This window comes from Mycolicibacterium sphagni, assembly GCF_002250655.1.
Taxonomy (GTDB): domain Bacteria; phylum Actinomycetota; class Actinomycetes; order Mycobacteriales; family Mycobacteriaceae; genus Mycobacterium; species Mycobacterium sphagni.
Genome location: NZ_NOZR01000034.1, coordinates 33,609 through 60,550, shown reverse-complemented (window position 1 = coordinate 60,550; position 26,942 = coordinate 33,609). Strand labels below are relative to the sequence as shown.

The window sequence follows — 26,942 nt, the reverse complement described above, 5'->3', positions numbered from 1 at the left end:
TCGTGGTCGTCTCGGTCACCTTGCTGGTCTCCCTAGCCATTTACGGCTCCAACGGCAACTTCAACCTGTCCGGATAGCCGAGGAGCCCGATGAAATCAGGTATCGCGCGCCCGGTCGCTGGTTTGGCGACCGTGGTGGTCATCGCGGCGATCATCGCGTTGGCCGTTGGGCTGTTCCAGGACAGCTTCACCAAAACCGTTCCGGTGACTGTGATCTCGCAGCGGGCCGGTCTGGTGATGTACCCGGACGCGAAGGTCAAGCTCAACGGTGCCCAGGTCGGCAAGGTCTCGTCGATCGACCTGCTGCCGGACGGAAAAGCCGCGCTGCACCTTGCGCTCAACCCCGCTCGGATCAACGACATCCCGGCGAACGTGACTGCTGACATCACCTCCTCGACGGTGTTCGGGTCCAAATTCGTCGAGTTGAACCCGCCGACCGATCCCTCGGCACAGTCCATCAGGTCAGGTCAGGTCATCGACGGCAATCACGTCACCGTCGAGGTCAACACCGTGTTCCAGCAATTGGTTTCGGTGCTCTCGCAGATCGAACCCGCCAAGCTGAACCAGACCCTGGGTGCTATCGCAAAATCAGTGAACGGCCGCGGTGACCAGTTCGGTCAGACCCTGGTCGACCTCGATACCGCGCTGGCCAAAATCAATCCGAGTCTGGACACGCTCAACCACGAATTAGAAGTCGCGCCAAAGGTGTTCGACGCCTACGGTGATGCGTCCGGCGACCTGCTCACCACTGTCAAGAACACGGCGAAGATCAGCGACACCATCGTCAACCAGAACCAGAACCTCGACGCCCTCCTGGTCAGCGCCATCGGCTTGGCCGACGTCGGCACCGAGGTCATCAGTGAAAACAGGGATCCGCTGGCCAACGTCGTGCACCTGCTGGTGCCCACCACCGATCTGCTCAACAAGTACAACGCCGCGCTGACATGCGGTATCGGCGGCCTGCTTCCGCTCGCTACCGGCCCGGGCCTCCCGTTGCCGGGAGCCGTTCTGCTGCAGTCGTTCTTCCTCGGCCGTGAGCGCTACCGATATCCGGCCAACCTGCCCAAGGTCGCCGCCAGCGGTGGCCCGCAATGCGCCGACCTGCCGAAGGTGCCGTTTGAGACCAGCCCGCCGTTCGTGATTTCCGACATCGGCGCGAACCCCGCGCAGTACGGCAATCAGGGCATCCTGCTGAACTCCGACGGACTCAAGCAGGCGCTCTTCGGCCCGCTGGACGGCCCGCCGCGCAACTCCGCGCAGATCGGACAACCGGGATGACCGCGCTGTGGAAGACGCTCGTCAAGGTCGGCGTGTTCGGTGTGGTGATGCTCCTGCTGACCGTCGCACTGTTCGCGATCTTCGGCCAGTACCGGTCCGGCTCGGACAACTCGTATTCGGCGGTCTTCACCGACGCGTCGAGCTTGAAATCAGGTGACTCGGTCCGGGTGGCCGGCGTTCGCGTCGGCACCGTCAAAGATGTAGACCTGCAACCCGACAACAAGGTGGTCGTCGACTTCGACGCCGACCGCAAGATCGTGCTGACGTCGGGGACCAAAGCGACGGTGCGTTACCTCAACCTGGTCGGCGATCGTTACCTCGAGCTCGTCGACAGCCCGGGCTCGGCGAAGATCCAGCCGCCGGGCAGCCAGATTCCGGTCGACCGCACCGAGCCGGCCCTGGATCTCGACCTTCTCCTCGGTGGGCTCAAACCCGTTGTCCAGGGCCTTAATCCGCAGGACGTCAATGCGTTGACCAACTCGCTGATCCAGATCCTGCAGGGCCAGGACGGCAACATCGAATCGCTGCTTTCGAGGACGTCGTCGTTCAGCAACACGCTGGCCGACAACGGACAGACGGTGCAACAGCTGATCGACAACCTCAACACCGTGGTCTCCACTATCAGCAAGGACGGCGACAAGTTCTCCGGTGCGGTCGACAAGCTGGAGAAGCTGATCACCGGCCTGGCCGCTGACAAGGACCCGATCGGTGAGTCGATCACCGCGCTGGACAACGGCACCGCATCCTTGACCGACCTACTGGGCCAGGCGCGGGCTCCGCTGGCCGGCACCATCGGCCAGCTCGGTCGGCTGGCTCCGCTGCTGGACCAGGACAAGGAACTTCTGGACATCTCGATCAAGAAGGCACCGGCGAACTACCGCAAGGTGGTGCGTCTGGGGTCCTACGGCAGCTGGATCAATCAGTACCTCTGTGGACTGTCGCTGCGTGTCAGTGACCTGCAAGGCCGCACCGCCTACTTCCCCTGGATCATCCAACACACTGGAAGGTGCGCGGAGCCCTAATGCTCAAATATCGTGGGTCCTCGCTGATCAAGGCAGGCGTTATTGGCCTGGTTCTGATCGTGCTCGTCATCACCATCGGGCTTGCGCCCGAACGGTTGCTGTCGCTCGCCACCTCGATCCGGCATCAGGCGCTGTTCACGGAGGCCGGCGGCCTGCAGCCGGGTAACGACGTCAAGGTGTCTGGAGTCAAGGTCGGCACCGTCTCGGATGTGTCTTTGCAGCACGGCAAGGCGTTGGTGACCTTCATGGTCAAGGGTTCGGTCCACCTCGGCGCCGACACCTCCGCTCACGTCCGTACCGGAACACTGCTGGGACAACGGATCCTGACGCTGGAGTCCAGTGGAAAGGGATCCCTCCAGTCGGCCGACGTGATCCCGGTGTCGCGCACCGGATCGCCCTACTCGCTGAGCGAGTCGCTGTCCGACTTCGCCGCCAACACCGCCGACACTGATACCGCGGCGGTCAACCACTCACTGGACACCTTGTCGGACACTCTGGACCGGATCACCCCGCAGCTCGGTCCGACCTTCGACGGGCTGAGCAAGTTGTCGCGAATGCTCAACGAGCGCAACGATTCACTGTCCAACCTGCTCAAGAGCGCCTCGAACGTCACCGGGATCCTCGCGCAGCGCAGCGCGCAGGTGAACACCCTGCTGCTGAATGCCAACGACCTGATCGGAGTTTTGCAGCAACGCCGCTACGCCATCTCGAACCTGTTGGCCAACACTTCCGCGCTCGCCAAGCAGCTCAGCGGAATTGTCGCCGACAACGAGAAGGATCTGGCGCCGGCGCTGGAGAAGCTCAATTCGGTGACCGCGATGCTGGAGAAGAACAACGACAACATCACCGCGGCCATGAAGGGCCTGGCCAAGTTCCAGCTGACGCAGGCAGAAGCGGTGAACAACGGCTTCTACTACAACGCGTTCGTCGCGAACCTGAGCCCGGCGCAGCTACTGCAGCCCTTCTTCGACTACGCGCTCGGCTTCCGTCGCGGCATCGATGCTGGCCGACCGAGTGACAACGCCGGACCGCGTGCGGAAATCCCGTTCCCCTACAACGGAATACCGCAACCTAACGAGCAATGGGGGCAGCAGCCATGAAGTCCCGGAGGCGATTGACGGTTGTGGTGGCGGCGGTGCTCGCCGTCCTGATCGTCGGCGGGATCGCACTGCTGGTTCGCCAGGCATTCTTCAAGCCCAACACCATCACCGCATACTTCACCAGCGCTACCGCGATCTATCCCGGCGACGAGGTGCGGGTGGCGGGAGTGAAGGTCGGCACCATCAAGTCGATCGACGCCCAGGGCACCAAGGCCAAACTGGTTCTGGCCGTCGATCGTGACGTGCCGATCCCGGCCAATGCCCAGGCGGTCATCGTCGCGCAGAACCTGGTGGGCGCCCGCTACGTTCAGCTCACCCCGCCCTATGACGACAAAGGGCCCACGATGGCCGACGGCGCGGTGATAGGTCTTGACCGCACCGCGATCCCGGTGGAATGGGACGAGATCAAGACGCAGTTGATGCGCCTGGCAACCGATCTCGGGCCGGCCAGCGAAGGCCAGAACACGTCGGTAGGGCGCTTCATCGACAGTGCGGCCAACGCGCTGGACGGCAACGGGGACAAGCTGCGTGACGCCATCCGGCAGCTGTCCGGGGTCAGCAAGGTCTTGGCCGACGGCAGTGGCAACATCGTCGACACCATCAAGAACCTGCAGATCTTCGTGAGCGCGCTGCGCGACAGCAACGTTCAGATCGTCCAGTTTCAGGATCGCCTGGCATCGTTGACCAGTGTTGTCGACGGCAGCCGGTCAGATCTGGACGGCGCGCTGACCAACCTGTCCAGCGCGGTCGTCGATGTCCGGCGCTTCATTGCCGGTACCCGCAACCAGACCGCCGAGCAATTGCAGCGGCTGAGCAGCGTGACCAAGAATCTCGCCGACAACAAGCTCGTCGTCGAGAACCTGCTGCACGTGGCGCCCAACGCAATCGGCAACGCCTACAACATCTACAACCCCGACTCCCAAAGCGCGCTGGGTGGATTCGCGCTCGCGAACTTCTCCAACCCGATGCAGGTGATCTGCTCGGCGATCGGGGCTGTGCAGAACGCGACCGCACCGGAGACCGGAAAGCTGTGCGCGCAGTACCTCGGCCCTGCCCTGCGGCTGCTGAACTTCAACTACCTGCCGTTCCCGTTCAACTCCTACCTGGGCAAGTCGACCAGCCCGGACAAGCTGATCTACAGCGACCCGGGCCTGGCCCCGGGTGGCTCGGGCGGGGTCCCGCCGGGCTATGAGACTCCGCCCGCGGTATCGGCTTTCACCGGCTATAACGGCGACGTACCAGGGCCGGCCGGCTGGGGGGCGCCGCCGAACTCGACTCCTGGTTCGTACGCCCCCAACGGATTGCCCGCCGATCCGTCGCCCGCGTTGTTCCCCGGCGCTCCCATCCCACCCGGGGTGCCGGCCGGGCCTGCGGCGCCGGCTCCGACCAACCTGGAAGGCATCCTGCTTCCGGCCGAATCGCCTGCCCCAGCTCCGGCTCCGGCTCCGGCACCGGCACCGGCTGAAGGGAATCCGCCATCATGATCCGTCGTCGTTCGGTCCAGCGACTGCTGGTGACCGCATCGTGCGTTGCGGTCACGGTGACCGGCTGCAGCTTCGGCGGCCTGAACTCTCTGCCGTTGCCGGGGACGGTCGGCCACGGCAAGGGTTCGAGCACCTACCACATTGAAATCGCGAATATCGGTCAGCTGGAATCGAATTCGCCTGTAATGGTCGGCGACGTCGTTGTCGGCAGCGTGGGCGATATGACGGTGACCGACTGGCACGCCGATGTCGAGGTGTCGGTGGAGCCTGGCGTGGTGATCCCGGCCAACGCCGTGGCGACGGTTGGCCAGACCAGCCTGCTGGGCTCGATGCATCTGGCGCTGAACCCGCCGCTGGGCCAAGCCCCCAGCGGGGTTCTGCAACCCGGTGCCACCCTCGGGCTCAACAAGTCCTCGACGTATCCGTCGACCGAGCAAACTCTGTCGGCGCTGTCGGTGGTCGTCAACGGCGGTGGACTGGGCCAGATCGGCGACATCATCCACGAGTTCAGCGCCGCGCTCAACGGCAGGCAGGACCAGATTCGCGACTTGCTCACGCGGCTCAATGATTTCGTCGGACTGCTGGCCACTCAGCGCGACAGCATCAATGACGCGGTGAACTCGCTGAACCGGTTGGCCGGCACGTTCGCCGGGCAGCAGCAGGTGCTCACCGATGCACTGAACCGGATTCCGCCCGCACTCGACGTCCTGGTCAAGGAGCGTCCGCGGATCACCACGGCATTGGAGAAGTTCCGTGACTTCTCGAACCTGGCCACTGGTCTGGTCAACGACACCAAGACCGACCTGGTGCGCAACCTGCAGAATCTCGAACCCACGCTGAAAGCACTGGCTGATGTCGGGCCCAAGCTGGACACTGCGCTGGCCTACCTCCCGACGTTCCCGTACACGCAGCAGGTGATCGACCGAGGCATCCGAGGCGACTACCTCAACCAGTTCATTGTCTTCGACTTCACCGTGCCGCGGTTGAAGAAGACCTTGATGCTCGGTACGCGCTGGGGTGACGAGAACGCCAAACTGGTTCCGGCACCGGGTGATCCGTGGTACGCGACGTACACCTACGATCCGCTGAACGCTCCGTTCACCGGCCCGCCACCGACACAGGTTGCCGATATCGACACCGGTGCACCGCCGCCGCCGGCACCCGCAGCACCTCAACCGGCAGTCCTCAGTGGCGACACCCAACCCGCCCCCGGAACGGGGACTGGCCCATTACCCGGCCCCGCCCCGCAGGCAGCGCCACAGGACGGGGGTAACTGATGCTGACGCGTTTCGTCCGAAATCAGCTCATCATCTTCACGATTGCCTCGGTGGTCGGCATCGGCGTGATGCTCGTCGCGTACATGCAGGTGGGGACGCTGTTCGGCATTGGCAAAATGACCGTCAAGCTCGAACTTCCCAGAACCGGTGGGCTCTACCAGTTTTCGAACGTGACCTATCGGGGTGTCCAACTGGGCAGGGTCACCGACGTGAAACCGACCCGCACCGGTGCTGAGGCCACGCTGTCACTGGACACCAATCCTAAGGTGCCTGCTGACCTGCAAGCCCGGGTGCTGAGCGTCTCGGCGGTCGGCGAGCAGTATGTGGATCTCGTACCACGTACCGATTCGGGCCCCTACCTGCAGGACGGATCGGTGATTCCGGTCAAGAGCGCGACCGTGCCGCAGGCTGTCGGCCCGATGCTCGACCAGGTCAACACGCTGCTCAAGAGCATTCCAACCGAACGCATCCCTGACCTGCTGAATAGCACCTACAAGGCGTTCAACGGCGCTGGTGACGACCTCACGACCCTGAACGACTCGGCGTCGAAGCTGGCCGCCGATTTCAGCGGCACCGCCGATCAGACCCGCACCCTGGTCGAGGACAGCCGTCCACTGCTGGACGGCCAGCTGGCTTCTACCGATTCGATCCGCACGTGGGCGCACAGTCTTGCGGGCATCACCGATCAGCTGAACACCAACGACCCGCAATGGCGCGGCATCCTGGCCAACGGCCCTGGCGCCGTCAACGAGGCGACCGCTCTTCTGAATCAGGTGAAACCGACGCTTCCGGTCTTGCTGGCCAGCCTCACCACGCTCGGGCAAGTAGGAGTGACCTATAACCGGTCGCTGGAGCAGTTGCTGGTGCTGCTGCCGCCCTACGTCGCATCGATCCAGGCGGTCGGCTCACCACTGAACAACCCGACGGGCATGACGCTGGGTGACTTCACCCTGACGATCAGCGATCCGCCGGCCTGCACGGTGGGCTTCCTGCCACCGTCCCAGTGGCGCTCACCGGAAGACACGTCGGACGCGGACACGCCGGACGGGCTCTATTGCAAGCTGCCGCAGGACTCGCCGACCGCCGTCCGCGGCGCCCGCAACTATCCATGCATGGGTCAACCCGGCAAGCGGGCACCGACGGTGGAGATCTGCGATAGCGACAAGCCCTATGAGCCGCTGGCGATGCGACAGCACGCGACCGGTCCCAACCCGATCGACCCGAACCTGATCGCGCAGGGCATCCCGCCCGACGACCGGACCACGTTCCAGGACCACATCTTCGGTCCGCTGCAGGGAACGCCGATGCCGGCGGGGCCGGTCCCCGCGCCGCCGTCTGGTCCGATAGCGCCGCCTGGTGGATTCACGGGGCCTGTGGGTGCTCCGAATATCGCGCCGACTGACACCGGTGGCGCACCGGGAGTAGCACCGAGTGCCTTCAAACCCGGCGCCGGAGGTGGTCCGTCGGTGGCGATTGCCACGTACGACCCGGCGACGGGTCAGTACGCGACGCCGGACGGCAACGTGTTCCGACAGAGCGATCTGGTGCATCCCGGTGGGGACCAGACGTGGAAGGACCTGTTGCCGACGACATGACGGCTGAAGGGAGAGGTCACATGCTGAGATCGGGGACGCTGATCAGCGTCGCGGTGCTGACCGCTGCCACGATGGCTGGTGCGGTGAACCCTGCCACTGCGCACGCGTCCGATAACTGGGCGCTCAACGGGACGTTCACCGCAACCTCCAATGGTGAGTGGGCCACCAACAACGACGTCTTTCACAACGAGAAGAGCGTCCGGAGTATCTGGACCATCTCGTCGACGTGCAGCTACCCGACGGAGTGCATCGGCACCGTGAGCAGCGACGCGGGCTGGACCGCTCCGATCTTCCAGACCGGCGGGGATTGGCGCGTCAAGCGGACGCTTCCGGATTGGATGCCGTGTGACGACGGCACCACCGCCCCGGGCTACCAGGTCTATCGGTTCCATGGAGCGAGCCCCGGCGGCGACCAGACCGATCCGAGTTCCACTACGTTGGTCGGCCAGGACGAGACCACCGGGGTACCGGGGGCCTGCGGTCACAGCCTCGCATTGTTCATCAACATGCCGTTCAAGCTGGTCAAGCAGACCTGACAGCCGCCATATCCAGCGCGGCCAGGTGGCTGAACAACATTGACGCGCCGATCGGGTTCCCGCCGCCCGGATATGTGGTTCCGCTGACGGCTGCCATGCTGTTGCCTGCCGCGTACAGACCGGGGATCGGCTGACCGGATTTGTCGAGCACCCGGGCCTGGGTGTCGGTGCGCAGGCCGCCCTTGGTCCCGAGGTCGGACAGGCCGAACGCCGCCGCGTGGAACGGTGGGGTGTTGATCGGCACCAGGGGCGATTCGCCTCCCGAGAAGGCCCGGTCGTAAGCCTCGTCGCCGCGGCCGAAATCGGTATCGGCACCGGCGGCGACCATCGCGTTGTAGCGGGCGACCGTCTGCTCCAGATTGTCGGCGTCCACCCCGATCACCTCGGCCAGTTCGGCCAGAGTGCTTGCACTGCGCCATAATCCGGCGCCGCGATAACTCTCGGTGTCCACCATCGAGACGTTGGTCGCCTTGACCGGGGGCACCTCGCCGTCACGATTGTCGTAGACCATCCAGAACGGAGTATCGAGGCGGCCCGCCCGCATCTCGTCGATGATCTGCCGGCCGATTCGGTCGTAGGCCGCGGACTCGTTGACGAATCGCTGCCCGGCCTGGTTGACGAAGATGCCGCCGGTGAACCACAGCGCGAACGCCGATCGACCGTCGGGGTGGGTCAGGCCGGGTGACCACCATGCCTGATCCATCAGGTCGGTGTCGGCGCCCACGCGCAGCGCCGCCTCGAGCGCGGTGCCGGTGCTGCCAGGGCCGCCCATGGTGTCTTTCGGGGAGCCGGGGACGCCGTAGGTACGGCGCAGTTCGGCATTCTGCTCGAATCCGCCTGCCGCCAACAACACTCCGCGCCTGGCGCCGACCCGCACCGGGGCACCGTCACGCTGCACGACCGCACCGACCACCCGCCCGTCTTCGGTGATGAGGTCGGTCAGCTGCGCGTTGCGGTACAGCGCGGCGTCCGGATAGCCGGCCAGTGCGGCCAGGAAGCGGCCGATGAGGGCGCGGCCGCCGAATAGTTTCGCCGGAGCCGGAGTGCCGAGCCGATCGTGGTCGAGGGGCCCGCGCACGAAACCGGCGTACGGGCCCAGTTTCTCGGCGCGGATCGGGGCGGCGACGATATGGCGCAAACCGTCGCCGCGCGAATCGGGGGCCTTGCCGTAGTAGTCCGGCCAGGGCAGCACACCAAAGGTGAAATGCTCCTCGTCGCCTTCCAGGTACTCGATCAGGCCGGGGCCCCTGCGGATGTAGGTCTCCTGCAGTTCGAGTGGGGTGCGGTCACCGATGACGGCGTGAAAGTAGTTGAGGGCCTTGTCGATCGTGTCGTCGCTGCCGGCACGTTGCAGCACCGGGTTGCACGGAAACCACATGCCGCCGCCGCCCGAGTAGGCGGTCGTCCCGCCGAACTTGTCGGTCGCCTCCACCAGCGCCACCGACAGGCCCTCGCGGGCCGCGGTGTACGCGCCCGTGATGCCCCCGCCGGAGCCGGCCACTATGACGTCGACGATCTCGTCGAATGAGGTGTCCTGCGCTGTCATCGGCCTCCTTTGTCGCCTGCCCCACTGTGATCGGTGACCGCACGCGAAGCAACAACAACTCCCGGTGAGCGAGTGTTCTAGGGCTCGACCGTGCGCGGATGAATGAACACGCCTTCCGCGCGCACGGTCACGCCGTCCGGGGTTGAGAGGTGGCCGACGGCGAAGGTCTTCGCACCCTCCACCCGGTCGACCCGGGCTTCGGCCCTCAGGGGTCCTAGTCGCGTCCCCAACTCGTAGCGCAGCGCGAGTGTGCCGGTTACGGCCGGCCGGCCGGGCTTATGCGCGGTGGCGCCGAGGACATGGTCGAGAAGCAGGGCGCAGATTCCGCCGTGCACATGACCCGGCGGCCCTTCGTAGGCCGCCCCCAACGTGACCTCGGCCCAGACGCCTCCGTCGGCTTCATGATGGACCACGAGCGGGGGAGCCAAGGCGTTGCGCAGTCCGATGACTGCGTTGCCCCACGCACGCGGCCGCCCGTCACTGTCGTGTTGAACGCCGAATGATCCAGGAATCAGCGTGTCACTCAATTCGTCTGCCGCAGCGTCGATTTTCGCCTTCGCCGACGCGATGCAGTCGAGATCGGATCGGCTGCGGATAGTGACATCGACAAGCCGACGAACGGATTCGGTAAGCGACGCGTAAAGCGTCTCCGGGTGCATCCTCCCAGGTTCCAAGCAGTGCGGGTCGTTATGCAACGCGACGTCCCGGCCACCGGTTGGTGCGAGCGAGGCCGTGACCTGGGTTGATACCCTTGGACTGTGACCGAACCCGAGCCTTCAACCCAGCCGTCGCTCTCTGCGACGGGCTGGGCACTGCTCGGTATGCTCTCGTACGAGACAGAACTGTCGGGTTATGACATCCGCAAGTGGATCGACTGGAGCATGCGCTACTACTACGGCAGCCCAGCGTTCAGTCAGATCTATTCCGAGCTGAAAAAGCTGGAGAAGCTGGGTCTGCTCACCTCACGACTCGACGGCACCGGTACACGCAACCGACGGCTCTACAAGATCACCGAAACCGGCATGGAAGCGGTCACCCGCTGGGCACGGGAAGCCCCGTTGGAGCCGCCGTCGCTGAAGCACCCGGCGATCTTGAGGGTGACGCTGGGACACCTGAGTGATCCCGCTGCCCTCAAACAGATGCTCCAAGATCACATCGCCTATATCGACGACATGCAACGCGATGCTGCCAAGGAAGCGCGATGGGCCGCTGCAGATCCGTCTTGGGCATACGCCAAGATCGCACTCGATTGGGCGGAACGCTACTACGCGTCAGAACGCGAGCTCACCTTGAGGTTGATCAAAGATCTCGACGAGGCAGAGGCCAACTTTCCGAAAGTCGGTGAGGGCGCTAAGATCCCGTGGCCAGATCCCGCGTACTGGTATGAGATCGAGCGCAAAGCCGACGCCGAAGACGCGGACTGATCCTCGGCCCCTGCCGATTTACGTCGAATTCGCGGCGTCGAGGGCGGCAATGTATCCGTACACCAATCCTTGCGCGATGGTCGCACCGGCGCCGGGATAGGTGTTGCCGAACGCATTGGCGGCGGTGTTGCCTATTGCATACAGCCCGTTGATGACAGACCCATCTTCGCGCAGTACCCGGGCTCGATCGTCGGCGCGTAGACCCCCGCAGGTGCCGAGGTCGCTCAGCACCATCTTGACGGCGTAGAACGGCCCTTTGACCAGTGGCCGCAGGTTCGGGTTCGGGGTGACAGTGGGATCGCCGTAATAACGGTCGTATGCACTTCGCCCCCGTGCGAAGTCGGGGTCCTCGCCGGCGAATGCGTTCTCGTTGAAACGGGACACCGTCGCGCGGAATTCATCGACCGGAACACCCATTCCGGCTGCGAGCTGACCGAAATCGTCTGCGCGAACAGCGATTCCTGCGTCATACCAGCTCTGGGGGATGGCCATGCGGGGGAACAGTTCAGCGGCAAAGACATAGCTGTTGCGGTAGTGCTGGTCGAAGACGATCCACATGGTGTCCACCGGCGTCCCCTGAGCTTCGAGCTGGAGGACGCGCTGCCCGAAGCTCATGTAATCCGAGGATTCGTTGGCAAACCGCTGACCTTTCTGGTCGACGATGAACGATCCGGGCAGCGACCGCTCAGCCAGCATCACCGCAGGGGCCGCGCCGGGCAGCGGCGCGACGGCGGGAAACCACCACGCCTGATCCATCAGCGCAATATCGGCACCGATCTCCTGGCCTATCCGAATCGCATCACCGGTGTTGGACTCGGCTCCGAGACTGAGATTGCTTGCGAGGCTTTCCGATTGGAACTTCCACCGCATATCCATGCTGTGGTCGAAGCCGCCGGCGGCGAGCACGACGCCACGCCGCGCGGTGATGGTGACGGTCTTGCCTGCGTGCTCAACGATTGCGCCGGTGACGTTGGTTCCGTCGGTGACCAACTCGGTCAGGGCAGTTCGGAGCCAGATCGGGATCCCGGCACGAATGGCGCCGGCGAAGAGGCCGGCGGCCAACGCCTGGCCTCCGGCCGCATAGCGACGGCCCAGGGCCAGGCCCCCGACGCCTTGCGCAAGTCGTTTGATGATGGTGGGCAGGCCCTTGCGAGGAACCCGGCTCATCAGGTTCATCCAGCGGTAGTCCGCACCGGTCGTCGGCATCGGAAAGCTGGTCTCCATGATGCCCGGACGCAGATCGGGGAGGTAGGGGCCCAGAATCGCCGTGTCCAGCGGACGGCATTCGCACGTGCGTCCGGCGGCTGAACCACCGGGCACTTCGGGGTGGTAGTCGGAGTACTCCTTGGCCCAGAACAGCTTCATCGGTGTGGTGCGGCGCAGCATTTCGACGGTCGCCGGCAGGGCCTTCAGGTAGGCCGTCGATCGCTCCGGTGGGGCTGAGCCGGCGACGACGCCGTCAAGGTAAGTCTGCGCCCGGGTTGCGGAGTCGACGCCGCCGCATTCGGAGATCACCGCGGTCGACGGGAGCCACAGAGCGCCGCCAGAGCGGGCGGTCGAACCGCCGACGTGGGAGGACTTCTCAATAACAAGAACGGACAATCCCAGTTCGCGGGCTGTCAGTGCGGCGGCGAGCCCGGTGCCCGATCCGACGACGAGAAGATCCACTTCGGCGTCTGTGATAGCAAGTCCGGCAGGAACGGTGTCGTGGCTGGTGACGGTCACAATTGCTGACGATAAGACCGTGTGCGGGGATTTCGATTCCAGCATCCCTTTCAGCGGAACGCGCTCCTCTGCGACGCCACCATGCGAAGTTCAATGGGATCAGCCCGCGAATCCACCGATCGACGAACGGACGCATGATGACGACGCATTCTGAGGCCGACGAGGTTCGGCTGATCGAGGCCGGCTCGGTGCCCACCCGGTATGCCCGCGGGTGGCATTGCCTCGGTTTGGTCCGTGATTTCGCCGACGGAAAGCCACATCAGATCAACGCCTTCGGTCAGAAGCTGGTGGTGTTTCGCGGCGAGGACGGCGCCGTCAACGTGCTCGACGGATACTGCCGGCACATGGGCGGCGATCTGTCGCAGGGGACGGTCAAGGGCAACGAGATCGCGTGCCCGTTTCATGACTGGCGGTGGGGAGGCGACGGCCGCTGCAAGTTGGTGCCCTACAGCAAGCGCACCCCCCGGCTGGCGCGCACCGCCTCGTGGCCCACGTTGCAGCAGGACGGCATGTTGTTCGTCTGGAACGACCCCGAACGGAAAGCGCCCCCGGCGGATGTGACCATTCCTCGTATCGAGGGCGCCAGCAGTGATGAGTGGACCGATTGGCATTGGTACACCACGGTGGTGCACACCAACTGCCGCGAGATCATCGACAACGTCGTGGATATGGCGCACTTCTTCTACATCCACGGATCGCTTCCGACACACTTCAAAAACATCTTCGAGGGGCACGTCGCGACGCAATATATGAACAGCGCCGGCCGTCCCGATATCGGGGAACCTGGCGAAACACAGATGCTGGGGACCACATCGGTGGCGTCGTATTACGGTCCGTCATTCATGATCGACGATTTGACCTACCACTACACCGACGTCGACCACCGCACCGTGCTGATCAACTGCCACTATCCCATCGACGCGAATTCCTTTGTGCTGCAATATGGAATCATCGTTAAGAAGTCGGCTGAGCTGCCTGATGAGCTGGCCATGCAGACGGCGATAGGTCTCGGCGACTTCGTCAAAATGGGCTTCGAGCAGGATGTCGAGATCTGGCGCAACAAGACCCGTATCGACAACCCGCTGCTGGTGGAGGAGGACGGGCCGGTGTATCAGCTGCGACGCTGGTACGAGCAATTCTATGTCGACATCGCCGATGTCACGCCAGACATGGTGAACCGCTTCGAATTCGAGCTCGACACCACCCAACCGACCGCGGCGTGGATGAAGGAAGTGGACGCCAATATCGCGGCCAGGGGCTCAGGGTCCGGATCGGTGGGATGACGATGGCCATCCGTCCGGACAACCGTCTCGCCGACGCGCCGATGGTCCCGGTCGACTGTCGGCGCTGTGGAGCCGGCGTGCAGGTGCGGAAAAGCAGCTGGAACCAAACCAGCGTGCAATGGACCGGCCCCGCTTTGGATCGATGCGAAGAGCGTTGTACCGCGGTCCAATTAGCGGCCGGCGGCGGGCGGGGCCTGTTTCTGGCTTGTTCAGCCCTCAGTGGATCGATCAACGATGCAGTGCGCACTGGCGCTCTGGTAGTTGTCGACGGCTCAGCCTGAGCCCACTGTCGGGGACAGCGCTCCGACGATCATGCGCATCGCGGTCCTTAGGGCGGCGCGCAGATCGGTGAAGTCGCCGTGGTCGACCCAATAGACATAAGCGTGTCGGCAGGCTTGAATCACCAACTGCGCCGGTAACTCCCGCGTGAACGGATCGCGCCCGAGGTCGAAGCGGGCGCCGAGGAAGTCGGTAATGGGTCCGGCGAGGTCCTGACCCCAGTCGAGCCAGCGCAGGCGGTATCCCGGAGTATCCAACACCAGGGTCATGAAGGCCCGGTCGAGATCGATCTGGCCCCGTTTGGGCACTTCGGTGCTGAATGCCTCGACGAGAACGTCGACCGCGTCACCGTCGGTGCCGGCATCGGTCAGTACGTGCAGGCTGAGCGTGCCGAACTGGCGGAACAGTGGCAGGACGACGTCTTCCTTCATCGGGAAATGCCGGTGGAACGTCCGCGGTGCGATCCCGACGGCGTCGCAAATGCGTTCCACCGTGGCGGATGTCGAACCGTCGGATAGAAAGATGTCGCGGGCCGCCACGGCGATGTCCAAGCGCAGTTCCTCGGCCCGCCGCTCGGTGAGAGTCGCAGGCCTGCCTTCTCGACTCACCGTCGCCACTCCTCAGCTCTCATATTTCCGCCGTGATCTCCCGGTCATCGGGAAGCGGTCCTGCCGCAGGTCGCGCTGCGGCTAGCTTCTGAGTCAGATTCTGCCACATAGGCCGAATCTGACATCCAACGACTGCCCACTGAGGAGGAGCGAATGTCGACCGCTACCGAACAAGCCGCGGGGAATGCGGCACCACCCGAGGCCGAGGAACTGAACTACGACGACTACACCCATGACTTCATGGGGAAGGTCGGCAACATCCAGGACTTCTCGCGCGACTTTCTCCTCGGCCTCGCCCAGGTCTTCGAGGATGTCCTGAACTTCATGCCGTACGCCCACGTGAAGATCTACTCCGAAAAGGTAGGCATCAATGCGGCCATGGACGTGGCGGCCGAGGTCTCACGGGCGGGGATGCGACAGGTCATGCCCATGGGGCGGTTCATCGCACCTCCCGGCTGGGACTGGAAGGACGCGCAGTATCAGGCCATCCCGTTCGACGTGCAGACCGAGGACTTGACCAAGCCGGCGTTGATACGGCTCATCAAGACGTACTGGGACCAGTACCTCAAGGGGCACAACTACTTCATCGACCAGTGGACGAAGATCATCCCGGAGGAAGAGGTCTGGCTCGGCTTGCCGGACATGTACCAGCTGATCATCGATTACCAGTACCCGAAGCTGGCTAAGGTCTTCAAGATCGAGCCGGTGCACGTCGTGGACTTCCTCAAGCTCGCGGTCTTGAGTATCGACGGCACGCTGGGTTACGGCGGCGAGTACATCGTTTACAACCCTGACCACGTGGTGCTGAATATGCGCCGATGTGAGGTGTTGCAGAAGTACACCGACGAGGGTCTTTACCCGCCGGCGCGGGCGTGGATGAATTGCACGTTCGAGCAGCGCATCTCTGCACCGTTCTTCCCCGGCTGCAAGCTCGCAATCAATCTGCCGCCCAAGGACTTCAAGTTCGCCCAGGGCGAGCCGTTCTGTGTGTGGACCTACACCCGAGGTGAAGAGAACCACGCGGCCGCCGACGCGGCACCAGACCCGCGCGCAACGGCCATGAGCCGAATCCCTCTCATGGATGTGACGGTCAAGGAATAGGGCTTAGTCGTTGTCGTGCACGGTCCCGGTCGGAGGCACACCCACCGGCAGGGGCTGTGCCGGCCAACCGCTACGCAGGCGTGCTCAGTTGCCGAACACTTCGAGTGTTCCGACGTATCCACGGTTAGCTTTGACTCGCTCGGCCAAGCACCAGGATCCGTCCGGGCGCCGCCGCCACGTGTCCCGGTAATCGCCGATCGTATAGAAACGCGTGTCTGGGGCATCGGTCGAGTCAAGGTGCACATCCCGGATGTATGCGTGGCTGACGGCACTATCCCCCTGGATGTCGACTAGGACGTTGCCCAGAAGGTGCTGGGTCGCGCCACAGTTGTCGAGATACCCGCGAATCAACTCGATGATGGCTGCGGCGCCTTCGAGCCGTCCGGTGCCGAAGTCTCCTTGAGCGTCTTCCGCGAGGATCTCGGCCATTGTGGTCCAGTCACGTTCGTCCATCGCACGTGCGAAGAGGATCAGCGCCCGCTCGATGGCACGTTCATCGCGCAACTGCATCAGGAAATCTGAATCCATACCACATCCCTGTGTCGGTCAGGCGTGTGCGCCGTGGCGCCTTCGTCGAGTACGCGAGCCACCGTTGCCGCGCCGATACCCGATCCGACTCCGGGACCTCACGCGAACTGAAACGCGCTCACCGGCGCGTCTTCTGGGTAGCTGGTTGGACCGCCGAGGTCGTACGCGGCGTTGAGCGCTCCGATGAACTGCGGATCGTGCAGCGGCTCGCCCGGCACGTCGAGTGTGATGCCCTTGCCTTTGAGGTCGTCAACCATCATGCCGATTGCCCGCTCGATCGTGATGTCGTCGGAGCCGTCCATATTCTTCTTGAGTTCGTCGAAGTCGGTGAACACTTCTGCTGACCAGTGCACCAGGAAGCGCAACTCATTCGTGTGGTGCCGTGCGATGACGTCGTCACCGTTCTTCAGCAGCCATTGATCGCGATCAGCGGGGTCGCCGGTGAAGACGGTGTCGAATGCCAGACCGCTCGGAACCTGTTGATCCAGTGGTCCATTGGCCTCCCCGCGGTGCACCATCATCTCGTTCTGGACCACCACCCCGCGATTGTTGATGGGGGGTAGCACGCGGGCGGGTGGCTTGAGCGGGCCGTCGGCCCAGTAGGTGAAGCCCGAGCCTTCATCGAGGGAGAACCAGGTGATGACCTGCGCCATCTTGATCAGATATTCGGTGAACAGCCCCGACTTGCCCATCACGCTGCACAACCAGGTCGGGGCGTTTTCATGGCGTACCCCACGGAAGCTCGGGGAGTCCAGGTGGCCTGGGTCGCGATTGGCGCACGGCCCATTGATGTTGAACAGCATCATCTCTGGCTTGGCGTACTGCGCGTTCCAGTAGTTCTTGGCGTGCTCGATGAAGTCGGCGTTGTAGAAGCAGTCATGCAGCTCGGGATAAAGGACCGTTCCGTAGTTGGCCAGATACCCGCGGAACGTCGGCGTCAGGAAGAGGTCGAGCGAAGGAGTGAATCCCTCGGGGAACGCACCGCTCATGGTCGCCATGAGTTCGTCGGCCGAAGCGAAGTGCTGAGCGATGATGAGATTCCAGGGTCCTTGAGTGTGTACGACATTGAGCAGTCGCTGTCGCTGATCATCGGTGTAGATGTCGCTGATCTCGCGTGGCGGGGCGACGGGGCGCAGGACATCGGACAGTTCGAGACGCCGCTCATCGGTCAGCATGGTGCTCTCCTTGGTGGTCTGGTGTTTCGATTGTGGGTAGCGCCTGCTCTGATGATCTGTCGAGCGTCCGTTGACCGGGAGATTCGTTGTTGAGGTGGATGAACCTCGCGCGGAGCAGCGCGCCGATCTCGGCGATCGCCAAGCGGCCGCGAGCGGTCGTGTCGGAACGCATCAGAAAGCCGTGGTACACACCGGGATAGCGCGTCAGCGTGGTCTGTACCCCCGAACCAGCCAACCGGCGGGCATAACGCTCACCCCAATCCCGAATCGGGTCACACTCCCCGGTGACGATGACGGCCGGCGGCAATCCGCTCACATCGGTGGCATAGGCCGGGATCTGATAGGCATCCTGGGGCGACCCGGCCTCGCCATCGACCACTTCGTGCATGTACACGATGTCGTCATGGCGCAGCATCGGCGCATCCGGCATCGAGGTGATCGATGGTGCACCCATGTCTCTGTCCAGGCCGGGGTAGAGCAACACCTGCGCACAGATGTGTGGACCTGCGCGGTCGCGGGCGGCGAGGGCCACGGCGGCGGCGAGCGAACCGCCCGCACTGTCGCCGACGACCGCCAGCCTGCCGACGTCCAGGTCGAGGTCATCACCGTGGCTGCTGACCCATTCGGTGGCCGCGTAGGCGTCCTCGAACTGCGCCGGTGGTGGTGACTCCGGTGCCAACCGGTATTCGACGGCGACGACCACGGCGCCGCTGGCGTGGGCGAGCTCACGCGCCAGCGGCTCGAACGAGTGGTTGGTGCCCATCACCAGACCGCCGCCGTGCAGGTAAATCAGCACGGGAGAACGAGACTCGGCGGTGGGGCGATAGAGGCGAAGCGGGATCGGACCCGCCGAGCCAGGTGCCGTCAGGTCCTCGATGCTCACCATGGGCGGCATATCGGGCCGCGGTGCGGATTCCAGGCCGGCGCGCACGACCGCCAATCCCCGGGTGCGCATCGGCTCTATGTCACCGAAGGATGCGACGCGGGCGGCGGCGTCAGGATCGAGCTGGGGGCGGCGCACCTCAGTTCTCAGCGGGATCGAACCGGCGCTCGGTGCGCAACCGGGGAGCCGCCTGACTGGTCAAGACACGCGCCCGTTCCGCCATCGCCGACCCGACGTAGTCGGGTTGGGTGAGCAGATAGAACCGGCCCTCTGCGGCTTGCTCGAACACTGCTTCGGCAGCGGCCAACGGGTCCATCGCTTCGGCCTTGATATCGAGCATGGCCATGCGCTGGGCCTCGGCGGCGCTGGCGTCACCGGACTGCACACCGCCGGCGGACTCAAAGATGTTGGACACCACCGCCCCGGGCAGTACCGCCTGAATGTGGACGTGGTGATCGTGGCCAGCCGACTGGACTTCCAGATGCAGGCACTCGGTCAGCGCGAGGACGGCGTGCTTGCTCACGATGTAGGGCGCCTGCAACGGAACCACCGCGACGCCCCCGACAGAAGAAAGATTCCACACCCAGGCGGGTGCGGTGGTGGCCATCATCTTTGGCAGAAACGCCCGGATACCGTGGAAAACGCCGGTGACGTTGATGTCCAGTACCCGTTGCCAATTGGCTACCGGGGTGTCCCAGAGGTAGCCGAACTGTTCGATTCCGGCGTTGTTGACCAACAGTCGCACATCGCCTACGTCGCGGTATACGGTGTCGGCCAGAGCCTGCACGGCTTCCGCGTCGCGAACATCGCAGACGATGTCGATCGCTGATCCGCCTGCGGCAGTCAGCTCTTCGCGAAGCGTCGCCACTGCCGCCCCGTCGACGTCGACGAGTACCACTGTCATCCCCAGCCGACTGGCATGCCGGGCCAACCCGGCGCCGATCCCGGCGCCGGCGCCCGTGATGACGGCGACGCCTCCAGAGAAGGCCTCGCGGGCGTTCACGCGGGTTGCGTGGTGGCGGCCGCGGCGTGCTGAGCGAACGGCACTGAATCCTCGGCGTCGAGAACGACCGTCATGAAGGTGAACACGAGTCCGTCGGCCGAGCGTCTGATGCCGGCGTCGACCACACCGCTGGACACGGCGAAGGGCACGTTATTGGTGATCTGATTGACGAAAAGATAGAACCGGACACTCGTCACGTCACCGGTGGTCCCGGTCCGGAAGATGTTGGTCGCGTGGTGACGGCACGGGTACGGGTTCTCGTTGCGATGCTCGATCAGCCACGCCAGCGTCTCCGGTCCGCCGCGAAGCTCGGCTGCCAGTAGATGCTCGAACGGGCAGCTGCCCGAATCCGAGCGGCTGAGGTACTCCATTTCCTCGCCGATTCGGGTCGCGAGCACGTCGAACTGTCCCTGGTCATAGGCGTACCAGAATCCGGCGACGAACTCCTGAAGCTCGGGCAGAGTGATCTCGTTGCTCATGAACGCAGTGAACTAGAAACTGGCCAGGAAAAGACCTCCGGTGTCCGATGAGTGGAACACCCCGAGGTGTCCTAGCCAGGCAGGCTAAACCGTTGCCGGAGGTCGCGTTTGAGAAGCTTCCCACTGGGATTCTTCGGCAAATCGCTGACGAAGAAGATGTGCTTGGGGGTCTTGAACCCGGCGAGATGCTTCCGGCAGTGCGCAAGCACGTCATCCTCGGTCAACTCCACGCCCGCACGTGGAATCACCGCGGCCACGACCGCCTCTACCCACACGGGGTGCACCAACCCGAACACCGCGGCTTCCTCGACACCGCTGTGCAGATACAGGACTTCTTCGACCTCGCGGCTGGCCACATTCTCCCCGCCCGTCTTGATCATGTCCTTTTTGCGGTCCACCACGTGAAGAAATCCGGCGTCGTCGTAAAAGCCGAGATCCCCGGAATGGAACCAGCCGCCGCGGAACGCCTCGGCGGACTTGAGCGGGTCGTCGAGATATCCGAGCATCAGATGTGGACTGCGATGGGCGATCTCGCCGATCGCCCCAGTGGGCACGGGGGTGTCGGTGTCGTCGAGGATGACGGTTTCGACGTTGAGCACTGGGCGCCCGGCAGCACCTGCATGTGCTTCTTGGTCTGCGGGACCCAACGCCGAGGCGAGTGGTGCGATTTCCGTTTGCCCGTAGAAGTTCCAGAGCTGGAGGCCGGGCAATCGTTCTCTGATTTCATGGAGGATCTCCGTCGGCATCGCCGACGCTCCGTAGTAACCCTTTTGCAGGCTCGACAGATCCACCTGATCGAACACTGGGCTGCGTAAAAGGCTTATCCAGACTGTGGGCGGTGCGAAGTAGTTGGTCACCGAGTAGCGCTCGATGGTGCGCAACACCGGCTCCGGATCGGGGCGGGGGAGAAGGATGCTTGTCGCCCCGAGGTACACGTCGGTCGCGAGGAAGTTGTCCAATTGAGCGCAGTGGTAGAGCGGCATCGAATGGATTTCGACGTCGTCGGCGCTCATTGAGCCCGCCGTGATGGAGCTGACGTACTGCCACATCAAACTGCGGCTGGTGTGCATTACACCCTTGGGTCGTGATTCGGTGCCGCTGGTGTACATCACCCTGAGCAACTGGTCATCATGGATCTCCGGCGTCGGCGGCGATGACGTCGTGGCTAGCCAGTCCGCGAAGTCGGTCCATCCTGGTAATGCCGGCGTTCCGGTCGTCCTGATCGCGATCCGCGTCGAGAGCTTCCCGGTCCGGCGCATTGCGTCTTCGGCCACGGCGACCAGGGCGGCTTCAACAATGAAACCTGTTGCCCGACAGTGCCCCAAGATATAGGCGATCTCCTCAGCGGTGAGCATGAAATTCAAGGGCACCAGCACTACCGCTGCGCGCGCGGTGGCGAAGGCGAGCACTGCGTACTGCCAACAATTGCGTGCCAGCAGTGCCACGCGGTCACCGGCACCTAAACCGCTGTCGCTCAATGCCGCCGCGGCTCGGTCGACGAGTTCGTCGAACTCGGCGAAGGTCAATGTGATCTCGCCGTCGATGATGGCGACCTTCTGCGGGTGGCGCCGAGCGGAGCGCCGTGGAATGTCTCCCAAACCCTGACTACGGGCAGAACGAACGAGGTCCTCCAGGCTCACATCGAAGCTTTCGTCCGAGTCGGGTCCAGGGCAAGGTCACGGCCGATGATCTCCCGCATGATCTCCGAGGTTCCGCCGTATACCCGGGTGACACGGGCGTCGATAGAGGCCCGTGCAATGGGATACTCGCGCATGTAGCCGTAGCCGCCGAACAACTGCTGGCAGCTGTCGAGCACCCGAAACTCCATTTCGGTCGCCCACAGCTTGGCTTTCGCGGCGTCGGCAGGAGTCAGTTGGCCGGCGTTTAGCTGGATGACACAGCGGTCGATGAAGGACTCCGCAACCGCAACCTCGGTAGCGGCATCGGCCAATGCGAACCGCGTATTCTGCAGTGCTCCGATGGGCTTTGAAAACGCGACGCGCGTGCGGACGTAATCAATGGTCCATTGCAGCGCCGCGCGGGCCCGGCCCACACTGCCCACCGCAATCTGCATGCGTTCCTGAGGAAGGTTGCGCATCAGGTACTCGAATCCTGCGCCCACGTCACCGAGAACGTTCGCCTTGGGCACCGCCACGTCGGTGAAGACCAGCTCCGAGGTGTCCTGGCAATGGAGCCCAAGCTTGTCGAGGTTACGGCCACGTTCGAAGCCAGGCATTCCGCGCTCGATGACCATCAGAGTCAACCCATTGCGGCGATCCGGAGATGTGCGCACCGCAGTGATCACCAGGTCCGCGTTCTGCCCGTTGGTGATGAACGTCTTTGCCCCGTTGACGATGAAGTGATCACCGGCATCGACGCCACTGGTGCGAATGGCGGCGACGTCGGAGCCCGCCCCGGGTTCGGTCATGGCTATCGCGGCGATCAACTCGCCCCGGACGAAGCCTGGTAGCCATCGCTGTCGCTGCGCCGCATTGCCGACGTCGGCGAGGTAGGGCAGGCAAATGTCATTGTGTACGGCGAAGCTCAGACCGACGTTTCCGGCATGGACTGCCATGCAACGCTCGATGAGGATCTGGTTGTAGCGAAAGTCGTTGGTGCCCAGGCCGCCGAACTCTTCGGGAGCGGCGAATCCGAGGAGACCGATGGCGCCTGCCGACGCAAAAATCTCGCGGGGTGAGATCCCGGCGTCCTCCCAGGAATCGATGTGCGGGGCAATCTCCTTAGCGGCGAAACTGCTGGCCAGCTCGCCGAAAGCAAGGTGGTCATCGTCGTAATGCACGCGTTGCATGGTCGGAACCCTAAGCCGGGGAGCGGCTGCGGCAGTCTTGTTTCCCGCTGAGTAGACAACAGCGCCGCCCCAGCTCCTCATCGCTTCGATACTCGGGAGCCATGAGCATTGGATCATCTGCCGCCGCGTCGAGCGCTGATGTCGACATGGGAACACTTCGTGACCACCTGCTGCAGGCCGACCCCGGTGTGCTCGTGGCTGTTCTGGCGCAGATGACCGGAGACGCATCGGTTATCGACCGGTATGCCGGGAAAATTGATCATGTCCCCGACCCGCCCGAACGAGCAGGCAGGACCGACGAGGCGACGGCTGAGGCCCTGGCGGACGAGATCGTGGCCGCGCTCCGCCAACCCCGACGACCCGACGCGCCCGCCGCCGATGACCGTGAGTTGTTCGCCCGGCTGTTGCCGGTCGCATTGGGCACAGTGGTCGACGACGAACAAATCGACCTGCTTCTCGAGCAGGGTGGTTTTCGACCCTGGCAACCCACGCTGCCACGGACCACGCCGATTCCGGCGACGACCACGATGGCGATCATCGGCGCCGGCATCGCCGGGATCGCCGTGGCGCTCGCCGCCGCGGAGGAAGGGGTGAAGTTCACCATCTTCGACCGCAATGCCGAAGTTGGTGGAACCTGGTTGACCACAACGTATCCGGGCATCGGAGTGGACACGCCGTCGGCCTACTACTCGTTGTCGCGGGAGGTGAATCCGGACTGGTCGAGCTACTACCCGATCGGAGCGGAATACCAGGATTACCTGGTGGGACTCGCCGACAAACACGACTTGCGCCGTCATATCAGGTTCGGCACCGAAGTCGAAGCGCTGTGGTGGGACGAGCAGTGCCAACAGTGGCAAATACACTCGCGCACCGCCGACGGCACCCTGAGCTTTGACTATGCCAGCGTCGTCGTGACGGCGGCCGGGTACTTGAATCGGCCTCGCTTTCCCGATGTGAAGGGCCGTCACACGTTCGGCGGCGTCAGTGTCCACTCGGCGCACTGGGATCACACCCTCGATCTCGGCGGGAAACGGGTGGCGATCATTGGCGCGGGTTGCACCGCCGTGCAGATCGTCGACGCGTGCGTCGAAGAGGTTGAGCACCTCACTGTGTTTCAGCGCCAACCACATTGGGTGGCGCCACGCAAGCGACTGACCGACGACGTGCCCGAGCACCGTCGCTACCTCGGCCGAGTGCTGCCGTTCTACGCGATGTGGCACCGACTGAAATCGTATTGGGGCACCGCCGACAACAACTACCCGATCATCCTGCAAGATCCCGAGTGGTCGCAAACCCACCTGTCGATCTCGCCGGCCAACGACGTGCTGCTGCAAATGTGTCTGGACTACATCGACCGCACCTTCGGCGCCGGAACGGCATTGGCGCGCAAGGTCACCCCGGACTTTGCGCCGTATGGCAAGCGCATCATCCGCGATCCCGGTGGCTACTACACCGCATTGACCCGTGATCACGTCGATGTCGAAGCCAGTGAACCCGCGGAAGTGAACGCCGACGGCATCGTCACCGCCGACGGACGCCAGATCGACCTCGACGTCATCATCTACGCCACCGGCTATCACCTGGACTTCCTCTCCACAATCGACATCCGCGGCCGCGACGGCAAGACCCTGAGCGAGGAGTGGGGCAATAGTCCGCGCGCGTACCGGGGCGGCACCATCCCGGGATTCCCGAACCTATTCGTCACCTCGGCACCCAACTACAGCCCCGGCCATGGTGCAGGCGCCAACTTCTCGATGGAGGTACTGGCCCATTACATCCTGGAGTGTCTGCAATTGATGGCGCTTCGCGGCGCGACCACGATCGAAGTCAGTCAGCGCGCCTACGAGGACTACGTCGCCAACGTCGACGAGGCGATGCAACGCACTGTCTGGTGCCACACCCCGAATGCCCACACGTATTACCGGTCCGAGTCCGGGCGCGTCGTGGTGGCCACCCCCTATCGACTGGTCGACCTGTGGCAACAGCACCGGGCGCCGATCGAAGAGGACTTCATCCTCCGATGAGCCAGATCCTGGTCGGCAGAACGGCGTTGGTGACCGGCAGCAGCCGGGGGATCGGACGGGCGATTGCGCAACGACTGGCTGCCGAAGGAGCCACCGTCGCTGTGACTGCGCGCGCGAACACGCCATCGATCTCGGTCCGTTCAGACTTCAGCGAGACCATGCCGGGCACCATCGAGGAGACCATCGCGCTCATCGAAGAGGCAGGCGGTAGCGCGTTCGGACTCACTGCCGATCTCGAAGACCCCACAGCGCGCGACGGCCTGGTCGGGGCGGTGGTAGAGCGCACGGGCCGCATCGACATCGTGGTCAACAACGCCGGCTTCGCCGACTACGGGCTGGTTGAAGAGATGTCACTGTCGACGTTTGACCGCACCGTCGAGCACTACCTGAAGGTCCCGTTCGTGTTGACGAAAGCCGCAGTGCCGCACATGCGGAGACAAGGGGCAGGGTGGATCGTCAACATCGGGTCGGTAACCGGAGTGGCTCCGGCTCGGCCCTACCGCGACTACAACAAGACGGCCGGCGACGTGATCTACGCATCGTGCAAGGCCGCACTGCACCGCTTCACTCAGGGCGTGGCCGCTGAACTGCTTGACGCCAATATCGCAGTGAACTGCGTGGGCCCGTCGACGGCGGTGCGGACCCCCGGTGCCGCGGCGCTGATTCCCGACAGCTTTCCGACTGAGCCCGTGGAATATCTAGCCGAGACCGTGTTGGCGATGTGTCACCTGCCCGCCGAACAACGAACGGGCCTAGTGGCTTTCAGCTTGCACTATCCGTGGTCGCAGCAGTTGACGGTGCATTCGCTCGACGGAGCCACCGTGTTACCTCCGTTGCCGCCGCCGGATACGGCTAATCCGAATATCCTGCCCGCCGGGCTTTAGGTTTCGCCGGCCGGCAGCGCCGGAGTTGTCAACTCGCAGAAGCTGTGGCATACCCGGTCTCGGACGATCATGTCGGTGGTTTCAGGATCGAACCAGCGGTCAACCACCGCCCAGTGGACGGGATGCATCAGGTAGGGACCCATAAGGCCGTCTACGTCGGTGAACTCCTGCTCGAAGACGTGGGTCCAGTCGCTCGTGCCGACCGCGTCATCGACTCGGCTCAGCTGCCACGCTCTGATCGTTGGTACGTAACGGGGCATCATCGCCAGCTCGCGTTCGAACGCGGCGACCTGTTCCTCGGATGCTTCGGGGGAGACCCGCAACAGCAGCGTCCGGTATACCGTGCCGTTGCCGCGGCGAAGCGGTGTTCCCCGGTAGGTCACGCCGTTGACATGCGTGATCGCCGGGTCGCCCAGCGCGTCATCGAAATCAGTTCGATCCCAGGCGTGTTGGTCGTGAAACCGCAAGTGCACCAGGATGTCGCCGCCGTTGCGCGACCCCGGCAACGTTGGTGCTACCAGCGCCCGCAGTGGATCAGCGGCGTCGGCCGCCTTCCGCAGTGCGTCCAGTACGCGCTCGCGTTCGGATTCGACGACATCGAGCAACCGCGTGACGCCCATCGTCGCGGTGCCACTGGCCACGTCAGATAGGGGCGCTGGTGGCTCGGCGCCATCCAGGTCGTCGGCGTGTGACGCGACGCTACGGGTGCGCTCGACTACGAGATCGGAGATCTCTGCCCACCATTGAGCCACCGTCGGATCGGGTCGACCCTGCCACGTCATCTGCCACCAGGCTTGCGGACTGGGCAGCGACCACGTGATCGTCACGATGTTGGAGCGGTCGTCGAACAAGATCGGTGGACTCACCAGAACGTCACGCAGATCCATCCCACGCTCGCGG

Annotated in this window: 25 protein-coding genes; 13 read left to right on the top strand and 12 right to left on the bottom strand. The window is 63.9% G+C overall.

All coding sequences use genetic code 11. The features are described 5' to 3' along the window. The first annotated feature begins 89 nt into the window (after window positions 1-89). The 7 genes from CG716_RS27120 to CG716_RS27090 are packed head-to-tail and all read left to right on the top strand — an operon-like array spanning window position 90 to window position 8,291. Complete coding sequence (locus CG716_RS27120; protein WP_094484233.1) at window positions 90-1,277, top strand: MCE family protein; 1,188 nt, start codon at window positions 90-92, stop codon at window positions 1,275-1,277. Continuing rightward, on the top strand, window positions 1,274-2,299 hold the full coding sequence (locus CG716_RS27115; RefSeq protein ID WP_094484232.1) for an MCE family protein: 1,026 nt from the start codon (window positions 1,274-1,276) through the stop codon (window positions 2,297-2,299). The genes CG716_RS27120 and CG716_RS27115 overlap by 4 nt, the downstream gene beginning before the upstream one ends. Continuing rightward, the gene (locus CG716_RS27110; RefSeq protein ID WP_094484231.1) at window positions 2,299-3,399 is read left to right on the top strand and encodes an MCE family protein; all 1,101 of its coding nucleotides are present in this window, start codon (window positions 2,299-2,301) and stop codon (window positions 3,397-3,399) included. The genes CG716_RS27115 and CG716_RS27110 overlap by 1 nt, the downstream gene beginning before the upstream one ends. Then, on the top strand, window positions 3,396-4,883 hold the full coding sequence (locus tag CG716_RS27105) for an MCE family protein (RefSeq protein ID WP_165774320.1): 1,488 nt from the start codon (window positions 3,396-3,398) through the stop codon (window positions 4,881-4,883). Before CG716_RS27110 ends, CG716_RS27105 begins: the two co-directional genes overlap by 4 nt. Continuing rightward, window positions 4,880-6,160, top strand: a complete 1,281-nt coding sequence (locus CG716_RS27100) for an MCE family protein (protein ID WP_094484229.1) — start codon at window positions 4,880-4,882, stop codon at window positions 6,158-6,160. Before CG716_RS27105 ends, CG716_RS27100 begins: the two co-directional genes overlap by 4 nt. Beyond that, window positions 6,160-7,755: an MCE family protein gene (locus CG716_RS27095; RefSeq protein ID WP_094484228.1), complete on the top strand. Its 1,596-nt coding sequence runs from the start codon at window positions 6,160-6,162 to the stop codon at window positions 7,753-7,755. Before CG716_RS27100 ends, CG716_RS27095 begins: the two co-directional genes overlap by 1 nt. Before the next feature lie 20 nt (window positions 7,756-7,775). Further along, entirely contained in the window at window positions 7,776-8,291 is a 516-nt protein-coding gene (locus CG716_RS27090) for an Rv2253/PknI dimerization domain-containing protein (RefSeq protein WP_094484227.1), read from the top strand. On the opposite strand, the gene CG716_RS27085 is transcribed toward CG716_RS27090, so the two are convergent. Beyond that, on the bottom strand, window positions 8,278-9,837 hold the full coding sequence (locus CG716_RS27085) for an FAD-binding protein (protein WP_094484226.1): 1,560 nt from the start codon (window positions 9,835-9,837) through the stop codon (window positions 8,278-8,280). The two genes, CG716_RS27090 and CG716_RS27085, sit on opposite strands and share 14 nt — an antisense overlap. Window positions 9,838-9,914: 77 nt before the next feature. Continuing rightward, complete coding sequence (locus CG716_RS27080; RefSeq protein ID WP_207760795.1) at window positions 9,915-10,496, bottom strand: PaaI family thioesterase; 582 nt, start codon at window positions 10,494-10,496, stop codon at window positions 9,915-9,917. 99 nt (window positions 10,497-10,595) lie between these two features. Between CG716_RS27080 and CG716_RS27075 the strand changes: the two genes are divergently transcribed. Further along, window positions 10,596-11,261, top strand: coding sequence for a helix-turn-helix transcriptional regulator (locus tag CG716_RS27075; protein ID WP_094484224.1), 666 nt, complete (start codon window positions 10,596-10,598; stop codon window positions 11,259-11,261). Window positions 11,262-11,279: 18 nt separating this feature from the next. On the opposite strand, the gene CG716_RS27070 is transcribed toward CG716_RS27075, so the two are convergent. Beyond that, the gene (locus CG716_RS27070) at window positions 11,280-13,031 is read right to left on the bottom strand and encodes a 3-ketosteroid-delta-1-dehydrogenase (RefSeq protein ID WP_094484223.1); all 1,752 of its coding nucleotides are present in this window, start codon (window positions 13,029-13,031) and stop codon (window positions 11,280-11,282) included. A 92-nt stretch (window positions 13,032-13,123) separates the two neighbouring features. Between CG716_RS27070 and CG716_RS27065 the strand changes: the two genes are divergently transcribed. After that, a complete protein-coding gene (locus CG716_RS27065) occupies window positions 13,124-14,269 on the top strand; it encodes a 3-ketosteroid-9-alpha-monooxygenase, oxygenase component (protein ID WP_094484243.1) in 1,146 nt (381 codons plus the stop codon). A 2-nt stretch (window positions 14,270-14,271) separates the two neighbouring features. Then, the gene (locus tag CG716_RS30940; protein ID WP_094484242.1) at window positions 14,272-14,550 is read left to right on the top strand and encodes a ferredoxin; all 279 of its coding nucleotides are present in this window, start codon (window positions 14,272-14,274) and stop codon (window positions 14,548-14,550) included. On the opposite strand, the gene CG716_RS27055 is transcribed toward CG716_RS30940, so the two are convergent. Then, window positions 14,542-15,156, bottom strand: coding sequence for a TetR/AcrR family transcriptional regulator (locus tag CG716_RS27055; protein ID WP_234818062.1), 615 nt, complete (start codon window positions 15,154-15,156; stop codon window positions 14,542-14,544). The genes CG716_RS30940 and CG716_RS27055 overlap by 9 nt on opposite strands. A gap of 153 nt (window positions 15,157-15,309) precedes the next feature. On the opposite strand from CG716_RS27055, the gene CG716_RS27050 reads away from it, so the two are divergent. After that, entirely contained in the window at window positions 15,310-16,257 is a 948-nt protein-coding gene (locus tag CG716_RS27050; RefSeq protein ID WP_094484222.1) for a hypothetical protein, read from the top strand. An 84-nt stretch (window positions 16,258-16,341) separates the two neighbouring features. Here the strand turns inward: CG716_RS27050 and CG716_RS27045 are convergent, their stop codons facing one another. From CG716_RS27045 to CG716_RS27015, 7 genes are all read right to left on the bottom strand, one after another. Next, window positions 16,342-16,785 carry a nuclear transport factor 2 family protein gene (locus CG716_RS27045; RefSeq protein ID WP_207760794.1) on the bottom strand — a complete coding sequence of 148 codons (444 nt, stop codon included), beginning with the start codon at window positions 16,783-16,785 and terminating at the stop codon, window positions 16,342-16,344. 98 nt (window positions 16,786-16,883) lie between these two features. Further along, window positions 16,884-17,960, bottom strand: a complete 1,077-nt coding sequence (locus tag CG716_RS27040) for a hypothetical protein (protein WP_094484221.1) — start codon at window positions 17,958-17,960, stop codon at window positions 16,884-16,886. Next, window positions 17,947-18,981 carry an alpha/beta hydrolase gene (locus CG716_RS27035; protein ID WP_207760793.1) on the bottom strand — a complete coding sequence of 345 codons (1,035 nt, stop codon included), beginning with the start codon at window positions 18,979-18,981 and terminating at the stop codon, window positions 17,947-17,949. The genes CG716_RS27040 and CG716_RS27035 overlap by 14 nt, the downstream gene beginning before the upstream one ends. 1 nt (window position 18,982) lies before the next feature. After that, window positions 18,983-19,846 carry an SDR family NAD(P)-dependent oxidoreductase gene (locus CG716_RS27030; RefSeq protein WP_094484220.1) on the bottom strand — a complete coding sequence of 288 codons (864 nt, stop codon included), beginning with the start codon at window positions 19,844-19,846 and terminating at the stop codon, window positions 18,983-18,985. Continuing rightward, the gene (locus tag CG716_RS27025; RefSeq protein ID WP_094484219.1) at window positions 19,843-20,325 is read right to left on the bottom strand and encodes a polyketide cyclase; all 483 of its coding nucleotides are present in this window, start codon (window positions 20,323-20,325) and stop codon (window positions 19,843-19,845) included. The genes CG716_RS27030 and CG716_RS27025 overlap by 4 nt, the downstream gene beginning before the upstream one ends. A 71-nt stretch (window positions 20,326-20,396) precedes the next feature. After that, the gene (locus CG716_RS27020; protein ID WP_094484218.1) at window positions 20,397-21,965 is read right to left on the bottom strand and encodes an acyl-CoA synthetase; all 1,569 of its coding nucleotides are present in this window, start codon (window positions 21,963-21,965) and stop codon (window positions 20,397-20,399) included. Continuing rightward, window positions 21,962-23,134 (bottom strand): acyl-CoA dehydrogenase family protein, encoded by a 1,173-nt coding sequence (locus CG716_RS27015; RefSeq protein WP_094484217.1) that lies wholly within the window; start codon window positions 23,132-23,134, stop codon window positions 21,962-21,964. The genes CG716_RS27020 and CG716_RS27015 overlap by 4 nt, the downstream gene beginning before the upstream one ends. A gap of 101 nt (window positions 23,135-23,235) precedes the next feature. Between CG716_RS27015 and CG716_RS27010 the strand changes: the two genes are divergently transcribed. Beyond that, window positions 23,236-25,158 (top strand): flavin-containing monooxygenase, encoded by a 1,923-nt coding sequence (locus CG716_RS27010; RefSeq protein ID WP_234818061.1) that lies wholly within the window; start codon window positions 23,236-23,238, stop codon window positions 25,156-25,158. Further along, on the top strand, window positions 25,155-26,042 hold the full coding sequence (locus tag CG716_RS27005; RefSeq protein ID WP_094484216.1) for an SDR family NAD(P)-dependent oxidoreductase: 888 nt from the start codon (window positions 25,155-25,157) through the stop codon (window positions 26,040-26,042). Before CG716_RS27010 ends, CG716_RS27005 begins: the two co-directional genes overlap by 4 nt. On the opposite strand, the gene CG716_RS31260 is transcribed toward CG716_RS27005, so the two are convergent. Further along, window positions 26,039-26,662: a Dabb family protein gene (locus tag CG716_RS31260; protein ID WP_337360780.1), complete on the bottom strand. Its 624-nt coding sequence runs from the start codon at window positions 26,660-26,662 to the stop codon at window positions 26,039-26,041. The genes CG716_RS27005 and CG716_RS31260 overlap by 4 nt on opposite strands. Window positions 26,663-26,942: the final 280 nt, after the last annotated feature.